Genomic DNA, 13,906 nt, shown 5'->3' with positions numbered 1-13,906 from the left:
AATGATGATGCCGGATCAATTTTGAACGCTCATTGACACGCATCACCGAGGTCATCCAGCGCTTCTGTCCTGATATTGCCGGGCAGAACCGAATTCACTGTGATCTTGTGAGGGGCCAACTCCAAGGCGGCTGTTCGCATAAAACCCAGTTGTCCTGCTTTGGACGCAGCATAATGAGCCCAACCAGCATCCCCTGTAATCGGGCCAGTAATTGACGAGGTGAGGATAATCCGCCCCTGCCTGGCTTCTTTCATATGTGGGAGGGCTGCCTTTACGCAGTAGAAGGAGGAACGCAAGTTTGTATCAAGCACATGATCCCACTGCTCGGGCTCCATCTCCTCAATCGTCTGCTTTGGAAAAATGCCTGCGTTGGCGCATATAACATCCAGCCCGTTTTCGTTTGCCGTTTCATCGACAATGGCCTTGACCGCTTGCCACTGGGTGACATCACACTGAAGGAATTGTCCTGCCCCACCTGCCAGAGCGATTTCCTCTACAGCGTTGGCGCCTGCTTCTTCTCCACGCGCAGCGATGGTGACAAAGGCACCTGCACGGGCAAAAGCCAGCGAGATGCCCAAGCCGATCCCTTGGGAGCCACCCGTAATAATGACAGATTTCCCTTTAAGCGACGCCAACATCGTTTATCCCTCATAGTCTCATGGTGTTGGCCTGAGTATGTTGTGCAGAGGCTAAAACAAGTCTAACTGCCCGTTGTTTCCCGAAGAGCCACCTGCAACCTTCTTTTGGGGTTTTGGCTTGGCTGGTGTTTTGAGTGGCAGAGGAGGAGTTGGAATGACCTCCCGCTCCCATAAAGACGGGTCATCATTGGTCACGCTGTTCACACGTGTTGAGACCGGCGTTGCAATTAACAACCCATCATCCACAGGTTGCAGCAATTTAACTGCGTCCCGTGACATCACAGTTCCGTTACTCAACCAGTCATTGAAATGCTCTGGAGGGATGATTGCGGGCATGCGATGATGCACTGGCTTCACCGTCCCATTGGCCTCAACCGTGATTACAGCAGCGGTATCAATGTCTCCACCATCAGGATGGGAGTAAGTTTCCCACAGGCCTGCGAAGGCAAGAAGGCGTCCATCGGCTGGTGCGATCCAATAGGGCTGCTTTGCCGCACCCTTGCGTTGCCACTCGTAAAAACCATTTGCAGGTATCAAGCATCTACGGTGACGAACGGCTGCACGAAACGAGGGTTTCTCTTCTAAAGTTTCGGCTCTGGCATTGAGCAAAAGCGTGAAACTTGCTGGGTCTTTGACCCATGATGGGACCAAGCCCCATCGTGCTAACCCAAAGTGGCGCCCACCATTTTCGTGTTTTACGAGTGCAATTGGCTGAGTCGGTGCTATGTTGTATCTCGGTGGAAAATTCGGCTGTTCGGCATAATCAAACAACGCTTTGACTTCTTCCGGAGACGCTGACAGGCTATATCTACCACACATGCAGATTACTCTGTTTGCATTTTAGTAAAATTGCAACCAATCGAGAGATAGGTTCCGCGCGACAGATAGGAAGCTGGGAGGCTGCAATGGATATGTACTGCGATAAAATCGGCGTAGGAGAACTTTCTCCTGAGCTTTTGACGCATGCAAACATCAATCCATCCACGGGCCTTGCAACTGACTATCTCAATCATTTCAATGAGGTTGTTATGCTTCTTGAAATGCTTCCTGATATTCCCGATTGCGCAGAAGATGTTCTGGCCTGGGAACCGGCTGACTATATCACACATTTCAGTGCCTCTAAATTCTCAGCAAAAGAATTGGCTATTCGCGCATACGGAGCTGTTGATTTGCCGCTTCGGGCTGCACTGGAGAAGTGTATTGGTGAAGTTGATCAGGAAGTTATCTCCTTACAAAAAATGCTTGGCTCTGCTGAAGTAACAGGTGAACTGCTGCAAATCGTTCAGGATAAAGCCGTTACCGTCATTCGACCGCTGCTTTCGCAAGCAGGGTCGATCATCCATGGGCATCTGCCGGATGAGACAATCAGCACTGAGGAAAGCACTCAAGCGGATGTTGACGCCCTGTTCTCATGAGCAAAAAAATTATTCCGGACTACATTGAGGCAACCAGCGTTGCCTGTGTGCAGAACAACAAAGTTCTGCTTGTAAAGCGAGCCCAATCGCCGTCCAAAGGCCTCTGGAGTTTCCCCGGCGGTAAGGTTTTTCCCAGTGAAAACCTTAAGGATGCCGCGCAAAGAGAGTTTAAAGAAGAAACATCTTTGTGCGCATCAGACCTGAACGAATGGACGGTGTCCTACCCTTCTGCGGAAGACTGCAAGGTGCAATATCGCATTCATGTCTTTAGCTGTACCCAGGTCACTGGTGAGGAAGAAGCACGCTCTGACGCCGCTGAACTTGGCTGGTACACTTGGGAAGAATCCATGAACCTGCCTCTTGCACCCGGCATGCAGCAGCACATTTTGAACCTTCTAAGATGTAGTTAGAGCGGGTCGCGTGCATTTGCATTCACGCATCAAGCTCTCACTCTTTAACTTCTACGCGTATTCTTATTCGAAAACCGGAACTACTTTTCGGGAATACGCTTAAGCATCTGTCCAGCAGCCAGCTGTGCAACAAGGGAAAACCGGAAATCCCCAAGGTTCCATAGTGGACAGAGTGCCGGGAGACGGCCATCCTTAGAGAATCTGAAGCAACCAGCATGCTGTGGGATCTAGCTTGACTGACATTGCAAGACTTAAAGGTTGGACACGTATCTTTGCGAAACCTGCTTGGCCGACTGGCCGAGGGATTTGCCTTGGTCTGATGCTTTTGAGTGTTGCTGCGGCCCCTGCTGCATTCGCTCAAAGCTCCCCGCAATCTCCAGGCCAACCCGTTCAGCCAGAGTTAAAAGAACCTCCCTACGAGCAACAACTTATCCGCCTCTCAGAGATTCTTGGTGCCCTTCATTATTTGCGCCCGCTTTGCGGTCATGATGAAGCGGACGAATGGCGCCAGCGCATGTACTCCTTGTTGGGTGCAGAAGTGCAGAACGAGCTGAGACGCAGGCGTCTTGTGGAGCGGTTTAATCAGAGCTATCGGGGGTTCGCATCGGTCTATCAAACCTGCACTCCAGCGGCTGTTGAAGCCTCTCGCAGATTCGCCGATGAAGGTGTAATTATCACCCAAGAAGTAACGGGCAAGTACAGCCGCGATTGATAGAAAAGCCGGTTGTAATCGTTTTCCACAGACAATTATTGCGTGTTTTTTGGATAACTCGGCTTCGCCACAAATATTAACCATAACTTACAGAAGCTCTGGACGAGTTTACCAAAACATCAGTGAGTCGGTTGTTCCTGCCGTTTTGCGTGTTAACTTCCGTTTAACAGATAAGGCATGCGACGCTTCATTTGTTTTCGTTTGCCCGTTACATGTAACGGCAAATAACAAGAAGCAGCACATAGAGGGACATGAGAGCCAGCATGATCAAGGACGACGCTATCGCCGGCGAATTCACAGAAGAGATCGATGCATCTGATGCAGACATCCGCCGACTGGCTCTGAGCTTCATTCAGGAAGCTTGGGAGGATGGTCTTTCCCACGGCATCGACAGTACAGCTCTTGCGCATGCTGCGCTGTTCTCTGCAATGATGGATCTGGTTTCTCTTTACGGAGAAGAAGCTGTTTCCAAATTTGCGCAGGAACTGCCACAGCGCGTTGAGCGTGGTGACTACTCTTTGGAACGTCGTCTGCACTAATTTCAGCACAGCTGTTTTTTCAAAGAGCCCCGATTGATCGGGGCTTTTTTGATTCCAGCTCGGTGTTTTAGAGCGAATTCTTGTCGTTTGCTTGAATCCAATAAACGGAACGCACTCTAGAAAATCAAATCACTTGCGACCTTGCCAAGGATGAGCGCTGCAAAAAGCAGTAGGATGATGCCTGCACCATGATTGATGGTGGAAAGCCAGTTGTCATTCATGCGATTTCGCAGCTTAGACACAAGCGCCGACAGGCAAGCCCACCACAAAAGCGCACCAGTCAACACGCCCAGCACGAGTGCCAAAGCACCGACATAGTCCCCCTTCTCGGGCGCATGTTCTCCCAGTGAGCCAAAAATAGCGATAAAGCCCAGGATCGCGCCCGGATTGGTCACCGTCATGGCGAAGGAGACAATCATACCGCGCCAGATCGTTGGACCACCATCGCTCCCCCCCTTCAGGTGCGGATGAGAGCGGAACACAACAATGCCAAAGATGATTAGAAGAAGCCCGCCTATGGTCTGGATATAGAATTCATGCCGTTCAACGAACTCTGATATCGCTGTCACGCCGAAAGCAGCGGCGGTTGCAAATACACCGTCGGCCAGGACTGCCCCGAAGCCAGCAATGAGGCCTGGAAGGAAGCCGTAATGCACTGCCCTTCTGATTGCCAACACGTTTACAGGGCCAATCGGTGCAGACGTTACGAGCCCGATAATCATACCTGTAATGAAGAGTTCAATATTCAATGCTTTAATCCAAACTTCCCAACTACGCAGAAGACCTGTCAGATCTTCCTATAAATTCTCTAAAGGCTCTCTAGCTTGTGCATAGGTTAGGGTCCGTTTCTTCCTTGATTCCCAACAAGCCCTTAAACTAAGGGCAAAGCACGCGCCTCTTATCCGTTTCGGAGCACTTCATGTATTTTCGCCTACTCATCATAGGGTTACTTTGCACTACAGCTCCGGCTATGGCTGCAACACAGGCTATCAAGACCGAAACGATTCGCATCCAACGCCCCAAGGCTGAACAATTTCCTCTGCTTGATGAAGGTTTCAACAGAGATACCAGCAGTGAAGATGCGCTGGACAGTGAGTTTGCAGAGGAACCTCCGTTACCAAAGCTGGACGTCTTTTATGACGATACAGAATTGCCGGAGGCTGTCAGAGCAACTCGCGCGACACTGATCAAGATTGCTCGCAGCGGCAATGTTGCTGCGTTGGCGCCTTTGTTTGCCAAGCAAGAGCAACCACCGGAACTCTCGTTCACACCTGTGCGCGATCCGGTCAGCTTTTTGAAAGACAGCTCTGGTGATGGTGAAGGGCACGAGATCCTTGCAATCCTACTGGATATTGTGACAGCCGGATATTTGCGGCTCAATGAGGGAACGGAAGAAGAGACTTACATCTGGCCTTATTTTGCCCGCTACCCTTTGCATGATCTGACGCCTTCGCAGAAGGTTGAGATGTACCAGATCGTCACTGCAGCCGATTACTTTGAGATGCTGGATTATGGCGCATGGACCTTCTATCGCCTTGGCATTTCCAAGGATGGGGATGTGCGGAGCTTTATTGCCGGAGACTAAGTTGTCTTCAATGACCGATTGATGAAAGCCCATCAGATGCTCTGGTGGGCTTTTCTTTGCTCAGTTACCCCGCCTTGCGGATTTCGCGGTGGCTTTCGTTTTCCGCTTTCAGCAGGTCCATCTGCTCAGGCTTTTCCATGAAGCGGGTGTAAAAGCTGCTGTCGAGTTCCGCGTAGTAGGCATAACCACGGTACAGAGGCAGGAACCGCAGTTTGGCTCTGTTGTCGTCGGCCAGCCCTTTCATGACTTCGTGAAAGTTCTCACGCGGTAAAACATGGAACCTGCCGAGCCACTTCTTGAGCATCAGCTTGAACAAGCCGGGCAGTTTTTCCTGCTGACCAAAATCAACAACAGACAACTGGCCACCTTTTGCCAGAAGCTTTGTGCCGTTGCGCAGAGCGTCTTCCCATGGCGGGATCATTGAGACGCAGTAGGACAGGAAGACACGGTCGAATGTGTCGATGCCGAATTTTTCGAACGGATCAAAGCTCGTTGCATCACCCTGAGCCAGATGAATCCGGTGAGACAGGTCCGCTTTGTGAATGTTGGCCTCTGCGGTCTTCAGCATTTCTGCTGAGATATCGACGCCAAAGAACTGGCAGGTCGGGTAAGCTCTTGCTGCCTCAATCAGATTGCGACCAGTGCCGCAGCCGAGCTCCAGCACTGTGCTGCCACGCGGTGCTGCCAAATGTTTGATCAAATGATCCCGGCCAAGAAGGTAATGCTTTCTGGTCAGATCATAAAAATGCCGTTGGTTCTTATAGATTTTATCCATCAGTGAGGCTGAGGACTTTACATTCGCCATTTCACTTCCCTCACATGCTTATTCTTGTTCAGTTATAGATGTAGAGGTGGAAACCACCGTAGATAGAGGAGCGGTCCAGCTTGTTGAGGCGTGCACTTTCAGCCGCCTCATAGGTCCACTGCCCCAGTATTTCGTTATTGACCCGCCCCGGCAGAATGCTTGGCTCGCCAGCCGTTCTGAAGATGACGCGCGCTCCTTGTCGTGCCGTTCGGGATATTCCTGCCCATAGATCGTTCAGCTGCCTGTCAGTCATCCAGTCCTGCGCATCGAGCAGGACGTAGGCATCAAGGCTGTTTGCATCCTGATTATCCAGATGCTCTGTGAAAGACCGATTAACAACGCGCACATGAGAGGCTCTTTTCCGAATTTCCGGGAAGTGTTGCAACTTCAGATAGGGCGGCAAAGGGCCGGAAAGACCGGTTCCACTGTGTGTTTGAGAGGGCGCGTATCCGCGAGTGAAGGCTTGCCAGGCGAAGTAATTGTCTTCCATTGGAAAGTCGCAGGCCAGCTTTTCCAAGCGTTGTTTGAGAACGCCCGCCATATTGCCACCGCCTTCTGCTGCAAGGCTTTCATATTGTGCCGGGGGGATGCCGAGCCCGTAGAGCGACATCTTTTTGGAGGTTGCCCAGCGGATCAGACGTTTATCGAACAGCGGCGCCAGAACCTTGTCGAAATATGATCGCTGTTCGTTCAGGTCACCTGCGTCTGCCATTTTGCTCAGGTCAACGCCGTAGATCTTTGCGATGAAGTGACCGAGACCGATGAAGTAGCCGAGCATGCCGTGATGGTAGAGGTCTCGTGAGAACAGGGTGATGCGCTTGCGGCCCCACGCCGTCATGTCGCGCCCTTCCCAGTAGGCCATGGTTTCCGGGTCAATGGCAGGCTTCAGATACTTCTCATAGGCGGCAATATTGGCTTTTTCATCAGCCTCACCGAAGAACCGATAGAACGTCTCGTAATCGGGGAACTCTTCCAGCGCGGTCAATTTCAGGCGGTTCAAAGCCACATGTGCACGGTTGAGGTCGACTGCCGTAATCTCCTGCGGGTCTGCTGTGAGGTAGGACATGACATTGCAGCCGCCGGAAGCGATTGTCACCATTTTCGAATGAGGTTTGAGTTGCAATGCCTGCATATCCACCTCCGGGTCCTCCCAGATTTGCGGATAAACCAGCCCCTTAAATGCGAAGGTGAACAGACGCTCCAGCACGCCTTCCATGGAGATCAGTTTTGAACGATGTACTGCACGATCCAAACGTTTCTTTGACTGCCTGATAGTTGATGTCACGTGCATCTCCAGAATCAAGAACTGAAATCAATCGAGAGAAAGAGTTAGTTCACGCACACGACAGTTTTGCGACGTCAGAACATTGATCGTAATTGCAAAAAGGTCTTGAAAACGCGGTAATACTGGAATGTTCTGGTAAACAACTCAGTGCACTTACATTTCTATTTACCTGCCTCATATTTTGCGATTTTCCTCCCACATGCAGGTGTCAGGGCGCAGGCGAGGAGTTCCCTCGTCACCCACAGAAACTATTCTTTTTCCGTGGTGTGCGCATAGCTGATGGGTTATGAAACACTCTTGTTGTTTTATTCATTGGAAGGACGGACCCATGGCATCACAACGTACCATTCTCACTTCGCGTCGGCTCGTGAAGGTTTTTGGCGAAGATGCCAAGGAGTTTCTGCAAAATCTCGTCAGCTGTGACATCAGCGAGATTAGTGCGACATCCAGCGCATTTGGTGCTCTTCTTTCGCCTCAGGGAAAGATCCTCTGGGACTTCATTGTGTTTGCAGATGAGAGCACGGGTGGCTTCCTGATTGATGTGAGCGCTGATGAACTTGATGCGTTTGCCAAGCGTCTTGGTTTTTACAAGCTTCGCGCCAAGGTGACTGTGGAACCTGCTGATGAGACCATGCTTGTGATCGCAGACTGGGGAGATGATTTGCCAGCGGATAAACCGCGCGATCCTCGCCATGCTGACATGGGTGTTCGTTATGTTTCCTCTGGCGAAGCTGCAGAGACTGCCTCAGAAGCTGACTATCATGCGCACCGCATCCAACTTGGCATTCCGCAAAGTGGGCTGGACTTTCAGCTGGCAGACGTGTTTCCGCATGATACGGACATGGACAGTCTCAACGGAGTGGCTTTCTCCAAGGGTTGCTTTATCGGGCAAGAGGTTGTTTCCCGCATGAAGCACCGCGGAACGGCCCGCAAGCGCATCATTAAAGTTTCCGCTGAAAGTGCGCTTCCTGCCGCTGGTAGCGATGTTTTGGCTGGAGAGAAGAGCGTTGGAACATTGGGCTCTTCGCAGGATACGGATGGGCTCGCCCTGCTGAGACTGGACCGTGTGAAAATTGCGATGGATGCAGGTGTATCGCTGACATGTGATGGTGTTCCCCTCACCCCTTCCATTCAAGAATGGGCAAGTTTCAACTGGCCTTCATCTGATTAAGAGACACAGCTAAAGCAGTTCGCATTTAAGCTGGAACACATGAACTGCTTTAGCCTTTGTTATGCGTATCTTTATCCGAAAACCGGTTTCCACTTTTCGGAAATACACTGTAGACACCACCTTAACCTTGACGACTGGCTTGATTGACTAATGTGTGCAGAGCTTTCCTCATCTTCCCCCCGTGCCTGGCAGCGGATGCTTTCTGGCAGACGACTTAATCTTCTTGATCCGTCTCCGTTGGATGTGGAACTCTCTGATATAGCGCACGGCCTTGCGCGCGTTGCACGGTGGAATGGGCAAACAATTGGAGATCATGCTTTCTCTGTTGCCCAGCACTGCGTGGTGGTGGAAGAGATTGCGCTGATGCTCAAGCCTGATCTTGATATTCAATGGCGTATGGCAATCTTGCTGCACGACGCGCCTGAGTATGTGATCGGGGATATGATCTCCCCTTTCAAGAACGTGATGGGTGGCACCTACAAGGCCGTTGAAGAGCGGCTGCACCATGCCATTCACAGAGCATTTAATCTGCCCCCCGACTTGCCAGTCAGCATTGCCAAGCTTGCCAAGAAGGCGGACATTATCAGCGCCTATCTGGAAGCAATCCATTTGGCGGGCTTTAGCAAGGAAGAAGCTGACAAGATTTTCGGAAAGCCTGCAAAGGTTACAGCGGAGCAACTTGACGCTTTGGCAATAAGCATTGAGCCGCTGCCAACCAAGGATGCGCAAGAGGTCTTTCTGGCCCGGTTTGCTGAGCTTGATGACGCTCGCAAGAAAGCTGGAGGCCGCTGATGCTGCATGTCTGTCCACTTTCCAAGCTGGAAGACACGTTGACCTCAGCAAAGCCGAGCCATGTGCTTTCTCTCGTTTCTCCGGGAACAGAGGTGATCTTGCCTTCTGAGACAAAGCCTGCTCACCATCTGGTGCTGGAGTTCAACGACATTACTGAAGCACGTGAAGGTTTGCTTGCCCCCGATGCGACGCATGTGGAGCAACTGCTGGATTTTTCCCGTGATGCTGCATGGAACGGCTCTTTACTGGTGCATTGCTGGGCCGGTGTCAGCCGGTCTACAGCTGCTGCCTACATCATTGCCTGTGCGATTATGCCGGATACAGATGAACGTGCGCTGGCCCAACATTTGCGCCAGGTTTCTCCTGTAGCCACACCCAATCCGCTGCTTATCTCTTTGGCAGACACTCTTTTGCAGCGAAATGGGCGCATGATACAATCAATCATCGAGCTTGGTCGTGGTGCAGAGACTTTTGAGGGCAACCTGTTCTCGCTTGATCCTGCCGCACTTGTTGAACTGGCATGACGGATACGGAGCAAACATTGATGAGCAATGCAGTGGAAACAGGAAATGCAGCCCAACGCGGTGCTGACATGGAGCCTGTCCAGCTTGGCATTGGTCTGAGTGCTGTCATTGTTTCCGTAAAAGACAAAGTGCCCTTTGTTTTGACTGTGCCGCAAAAAGTGCCTGACGAGTTGTCTGGCCTGCCCTCCGGCCCGTTTGACCCACGCGTACACCGCACCTTTGAGCTGGGTTTGCGTGCGTTTGTTGAAGAACAGACTGCCCTTCATATTGGCCATGTGGAACAGCTTTACACCTTTGGTGACCGCGACAGGTATTCTCTGGCGCGGGTTGGTGAACCGCATATGGTTTCTGTCGGCTATCTGGCATTGACACGCCAGACACCAGAATCTGAGCGGCTGCTTGCCAGACAAGGTGCTCGCTGGCGTCCCTGGTATGACTTTTTTCCCTGGGAAGACTGGCGTGGCGGTCAGCCGAAGATGCTGGAAGAGATTATTCATCCCAGCATGGAGACCTTCAGCAAGGCCCCGGACGATGATGCCAAGACCTACCATGAGCTGAGCCGGAAAGATCGTTATCAGCTCGCCTTTGGTGTGGGCTCTCTGAAATGGGATGAGGAACGCGTTTTGGACCGTTACGAGTTGCTTTATGGCTCCGGTCTTATGCGTGAGGCCTTGCGCGATAAACAGCCAACTGCACTGGAACGCAGCACCTTGCCAGACCTTGGCGAGGGCCTTGCCCATGATCACCGCCGTATTCTGGCAACGGCACTTTCCCGGTTGCGGGCAAAACTGAAGTATCGACCCGTTGTCTTCGAATTGATGCCACCTGAGTTTACCCTGACCGATCTGCAGCAGACGGTAGAGGCGATTTCTGGCCGGCATATTCACAAACAGAACTTCCGCCGTTTAGTGGAAACGGGACAGCTGGTTGAGCAGACTGGCAGAACTTCAACCGCGACGGGTGGGCGTCCAGCAGCTCTTTATCGGTTCAGAAGAGACATTTTGAAAGAGCGCCCGGCCCCGGGATTGCGCGTTAGCTTGCTCTGATTCACATTTTCGCCTTAAGTGACGTAAGGTTATCTACAATTTTTTTGAGTTTTTTCTCGGCAAAAATTCATAGGAAAAACGGAGTTGTGGATTTAACAGGGAGCCTTATGGTTAATCTTGTTAAGATTTTGATTGTGTTGATATCCTACAGCCACACCAAGATATCACAGGTGTCATTTCCTGCATGAAGCCTTTTGTTTCCTATGATTTTTGGCCAACTGAAAAATCCACCCAGACATGAAATAGCCCTAGTTTTTTGGTGAGTACCGTCCCTGCATATTAACCATATGCTGGCTGTCAGCGGCGTGAACTGTGGCAGAATAACTGGGGTTTTGGCGGGCTTAACTTTATATCAAGGTTAAAAGCGAAAAATGCACTCATCTGGAAAAGTGACGGGCGGGAGTGTTTTATCGGGCTTCTTCATCCTGTCGATCTCAGAGTTTGGGGTTCCCTTTTCAGGGAGTGAGAGACGCTGAGTTTTTGGGCGTTGATTTGGAGTAGATTGCGTATGTCAGGCCATGGGATGAAGAAGAATGCAGGACGCCGTGCTGTCCTCATGTACTTTAAGTACCCAATTCTAGCTGCAGGGCTTGCAGTTGGAACCTTTGCTGCATCTCCAGTAGCGTTGCAGGATATTCCGGCACTGACCGGAAACCTCGACGAGGAAACGCCGCGATGGATGCAATCTGTCTCCGCACGGGATAGCCAGAAATTTGCAAAGTACTTCGTAGCTCCTGAGAAGAAAACTCCACAGCGCCATGCGGTGAACCGCACCGGCAAGAGTGACATGCTCGTCACTACTCTGCCGAGCCGTGTTGTGGCTTTCATTCAAAATGCAGGCAAACCGAAAAGCTCCGACAGATTTGTTTCCCAGCTGCCGCAAATGGCGTTCAATGGTCATTACGGTGGGGATGCACTGGCCGGTCTTGCCGACAACAATGGGCAGGCGGACACGTCTCCACTCGGCAAGGCGGCACGCCGTGCAGCACTTGCTGCCCGCAAGCAAATTGCCCAGAAGACAGTTAAGCCAGCGACCCTTTCTATTGCCAAGCAAAACGAGATTGCTCTGGCAACTGCTTATGCTCCAGCCACACCGCAAACCAACAAAGCACCGTTTGATGCGCTGTTGAGCAAGCCCAAAGTTTCGATTACGCCTTCCGGCAAGCCAAGACTTTCAGACAAAGAGCTGGCCTCTACTTCAGAGACCAATCCGCACTGGTGGTACATGCGCCAATTGCCGAGCTCTGTGAGAAAATCCAAGAAGGAAATGCGCTGTCTGGCTGAGGCGATCTATTTTGAAGCGCGCAGTGAACCTCGTGACGGGCAGATTGCCGTTGCGCAGGTTGTTCTCAACCGTCTGAAGAACCCAGCTTATCCGAACACAGTGTGTGGTGTGGTTTATCAGAACAAAGGCATGAAGAACGCCTGCCAGTTCTCGTTCGCGTGTGATGGCATTCCTGAGCGTGTGACTGAAGCTGGTCCCTGGGCCAAAGCGAAGAAGATCGCGCAGCAGATTGTAAAGGGTGAAGTGAGCATTCCGGCTGTTGATGCCTCTACTCATTACCATGCAACTTACGTTCGCCCGAACTGGGCACCGACCATGCAGCGTAAAAAGCGCATTGGTAAGCACATCTTCTACAAGACCTACCGAGGTGGCTGGAGCTAATCCACGACCTCATATGTGAGAAGAATTTGGTGGCCTGACCGCTCCAATTTTAACCCCGCACCGGCGACTGGCTGATGCGGGGTTTCTTTTTGCCTTAAGAGCACGACGTGTTCATTTACATTTACAGAGAACGCGCGCTCACATCCTTGCTGGAGCGAATTCGTGCCGCTGGATTAGATCCAATCAAACGGAATGCGCTCTAGAAGAGTGTGCCTGCTTTACTCGACTTCCACGATTGTGCGTCCGCGCACCTGCCCTTTTAGAAGCTTGGCGGCACGTTCTTCGACATCTGCCAGTTTGATGGTCTCTGACAGGGTGTCCAGCTTGGCGAGGTCAAGATCTTGCACAAGACGGCGATAAGCCTGTTCGCGAAGAGCCATTGGCGCCATTACGGAATCCACGCCGAGCAGAGCAACACCGCGTAGGATGAACGGCATGACGGATGCTGGAAGATCCATGCCCTGAGCAAGACCACACGCAGCAACAGCGCCGCCGTAGTTGGCCTGTGCCAGCAGGTTCGCGAGTGTATGACTGCCCGCAACATCAACCGCGCCAGCCCAGCGTTCTTTGCCAAGTGGTTTGCCTTTTTCAACCAGCTCAGCTCGATCGAGCACTTCTGTTGCGCCGAGGCCTTTGAGGAAGTCAGCTTCCTCGGTGCGCCCTGTGAAGGCGATGGTTTCGAAGCCGAGTTTAGAGAGCAGGCTGATTGCAACTGATCCAACACCACCGGATGCACCAGAGACCGCGATCGGACCGTGATCCGGTGTCAGGCCGTATTTCTCCAGCGCCATCACACAGAGCATGGCTGTGTAACCTGCGGTGCCAATGGCGGCTGCACGGGCGGCTGAGATTTCTTCCGGGCGATGCAGAAGGCATTCAGACTTCAAGCGGGCGACTTGCGCGTAGGCGCCGGTGTGAACTTCACCGACACCGTAGCCGTTGAGGAGAACCTGATCGCCCGGTTTGAAGCCGTCGCTTTGACTGGTGAGCACTTCGCCAACCACATCAATACCCGGCACCATGGGGAACTTGCGGGTGATGCCCGGTGCGCCTGCGAGGGCCATCCCATCTTTGTAGTTGATGGTGGTGTGCGTGACTTTGACCGTCACGTCTCCTGCAGAGAGCTGATCAACGGTCACCTTGTTCCATTTGGCAGGCAGTGGCTTACGGCCGCTTTCATCTGCTTCAATCCAAAGGGCATCAAACTCGCTCATGGCCAATCCTTCTCGCCAATTCATGTTGCATGAAAGCTGGCAGAAGGAAGGCCATAAGGCAAGAAAATAACGCTAGGCAATATTCCGGTGTAACACACTGACAA

At 51.9% G+C, this 13,906-nt stretch carries 16 protein-coding genes; 10 read left to right on the top strand and 6 right to left on the bottom strand.

Features of this window, described 5'->3' with window-relative positions; translation table 11 throughout:
- Positions 1–29 precede the first annotated feature (29 nt).
- The gene (locus tag PsWM33_RS00700; RefSeq protein WP_082826822.1) at positions 30–638 is read right to left on the bottom strand and encodes an SDR family oxidoreductase; all 609 of its coding nucleotides are present in this window, start codon (positions 636–638) and stop codon (positions 30–32) included.
- A gap of 51 nt (positions 639–689) precedes the next feature.
- Positions 690–1,457 carry an SOS response-associated peptidase gene (locus tag PsWM33_RS00695; RefSeq protein ID WP_063298858.1) on the bottom strand — a complete coding sequence of 256 codons (768 nt, stop codon included), beginning with the start codon at positions 1,455–1,457 and terminating at the stop codon, positions 690–692.
- Between the two features lie 86 nt (positions 1,458–1,543).
- Between PsWM33_RS00695 and PsWM33_RS00690 the strand changes: the two genes are divergently transcribed.
- The 4 genes from PsWM33_RS00690 to PsWM33_RS00675 all read left to right on the top strand — a co-directional run bounded on the left by PsWM33_RS00690 (position 1,544) and on the right by PsWM33_RS00675 (position 3,714).
- On the top strand, positions 1,544–2,053 hold the full coding sequence (locus PsWM33_RS00690) for a hypothetical protein (protein WP_063298857.1): 510 nt from the start codon (positions 1,544–1,546) through the stop codon (positions 2,051–2,053).
- The gene (locus PsWM33_RS00685; protein ID WP_063298856.1) at positions 2,050–2,463 is read left to right on the top strand and encodes an NUDIX hydrolase; all 414 of its coding nucleotides are present in this window, start codon (positions 2,050–2,052) and stop codon (positions 2,461–2,463) included. Before PsWM33_RS00690 ends, PsWM33_RS00685 begins: the two co-directional genes overlap by 4 nt.
- Positions 2,464–2,695: 232 nt before the next feature.
- Positions 2,696–3,175, top strand: coding sequence for a TIGR02301 family protein (locus PsWM33_RS00680; protein ID WP_063298855.1), 480 nt, complete (start codon positions 2,696–2,698; stop codon positions 3,173–3,175).
- 263 nt (positions 3,176–3,438) lie between these two features.
- Entirely contained in the window at positions 3,439–3,714 is a 276-nt protein-coding gene (locus PsWM33_RS00675) for a hypothetical protein (RefSeq protein WP_014284380.1), read from the top strand.
- Between the two features lie 116 nt (positions 3,715–3,830).
- Here the strand turns inward: PsWM33_RS00675 and PsWM33_RS00670 are convergent, their stop codons facing one another.
- Positions 3,831–4,463, bottom strand: coding sequence for a LysE family translocator (locus tag PsWM33_RS00670; RefSeq protein WP_208860099.1), 633 nt, complete (start codon positions 4,461–4,463; stop codon positions 3,831–3,833).
- Between the two features lie 170 nt (positions 4,464–4,633).
- Here PsWM33_RS00670 and PsWM33_RS00665 point away from each other — a divergent pair, with 170 nt between their 5' ends.
- The gene (locus PsWM33_RS00665; RefSeq protein ID WP_208981731.1) at positions 4,634–5,299 is read left to right on the top strand and encodes a hypothetical protein; all 666 of its coding nucleotides are present in this window, start codon (positions 4,634–4,636) and stop codon (positions 5,297–5,299) included.
- 64 nt (positions 5,300–5,363) lie between these two features.
- Here the strand turns inward: PsWM33_RS00665 and PsWM33_RS00660 are convergent, their stop codons facing one another.
- Both PsWM33_RS00660 and PsWM33_RS00655 read right to left on the bottom strand, forming a co-directional pair.
- Positions 5,364–6,104, bottom strand: coding sequence for a class I SAM-dependent methyltransferase (locus PsWM33_RS00660; protein WP_057464874.1), 741 nt, complete (start codon positions 6,102–6,104; stop codon positions 5,364–5,366).
- A gap of 28 nt (positions 6,105–6,132) precedes the next feature.
- Positions 6,133–7,395 (bottom strand): DUF3419 family protein, encoded by a 1,263-nt coding sequence (locus tag PsWM33_RS00655; protein ID WP_063298854.1) that lies wholly within the window; start codon positions 7,393–7,395, stop codon positions 6,133–6,135.
- Positions 7,396–7,717: 322 nt separating this feature from the next.
- On the opposite strand from PsWM33_RS00655, the gene ygfZ reads away from it, so the two are divergent.
- From ygfZ to PsWM33_RS00630, 5 genes are all read left to right on the top strand, one after another.
- On the top strand, positions 7,718–8,560 hold the full coding sequence (gene ygfZ, locus PsWM33_RS00650; protein WP_063298853.1) for a CAF17-like 4Fe-4S cluster assembly/insertion protein YgfZ: 843 nt from the start codon (positions 7,718–7,720) through the stop codon (positions 8,558–8,560).
- A gap of 150 nt (positions 8,561–8,710) precedes the next feature.
- Entirely contained in the window at positions 8,711–9,352 is a 642-nt protein-coding gene (locus PsWM33_RS00645; protein WP_063298852.1) for a YfbR-like 5'-deoxynucleotidase, read from the top strand.
- Positions 9,352–9,876, top strand: coding sequence for a tyrosine phosphatase family protein (locus PsWM33_RS00640; RefSeq protein ID WP_063298851.1), 525 nt, complete (start codon positions 9,352–9,354; stop codon positions 9,874–9,876). Before PsWM33_RS00645 ends, PsWM33_RS00640 begins: the two co-directional genes overlap by 1 nt.
- 20 nt (positions 9,877–9,896) lie before the next feature.
- Positions 9,897–10,922: an NUDIX hydrolase gene (locus tag PsWM33_RS00635; protein ID WP_063298868.1), complete on the top strand. Its 1,026-nt coding sequence runs from the start codon at positions 9,897–9,899 to the stop codon at positions 10,920–10,922.
- Between the two features lie 508 nt (positions 10,923–11,430).
- Positions 11,431–12,588 carry a cell wall hydrolase gene (locus tag PsWM33_RS00630; protein ID WP_063298850.1) on the top strand — a complete coding sequence of 386 codons (1,158 nt, stop codon included), beginning with the start codon at positions 11,431–11,433 and terminating at the stop codon, positions 12,586–12,588.
- A 218-nt stretch (positions 12,589–12,806) separates the two neighbouring features.
- Here PsWM33_RS00630 and acuI read toward each other — a convergent pair whose 3' ends face one another.
- Positions 12,807–13,826 (bottom strand): acrylyl-CoA reductase (NADPH), encoded by a 1,020-nt coding sequence (gene acuI / locus PsWM33_RS00625; RefSeq protein WP_063298849.1) that lies wholly within the window; start codon positions 13,824–13,826, stop codon positions 12,807–12,809.
- Positions 13,827–13,906 lie beyond the last annotated feature (80 nt).

Origin of the sequence: Pseudovibrio sp. WM33 (assembly GCF_001623165.1) — a bacterium.
In the GTDB taxonomy this organism is placed as follows: domain Bacteria; phylum Pseudomonadota; class Alphaproteobacteria; order Rhizobiales; family Stappiaceae; genus Pseudovibrio.
This window is presented reverse-complemented; position numbering and strand designations above follow the sequence as displayed.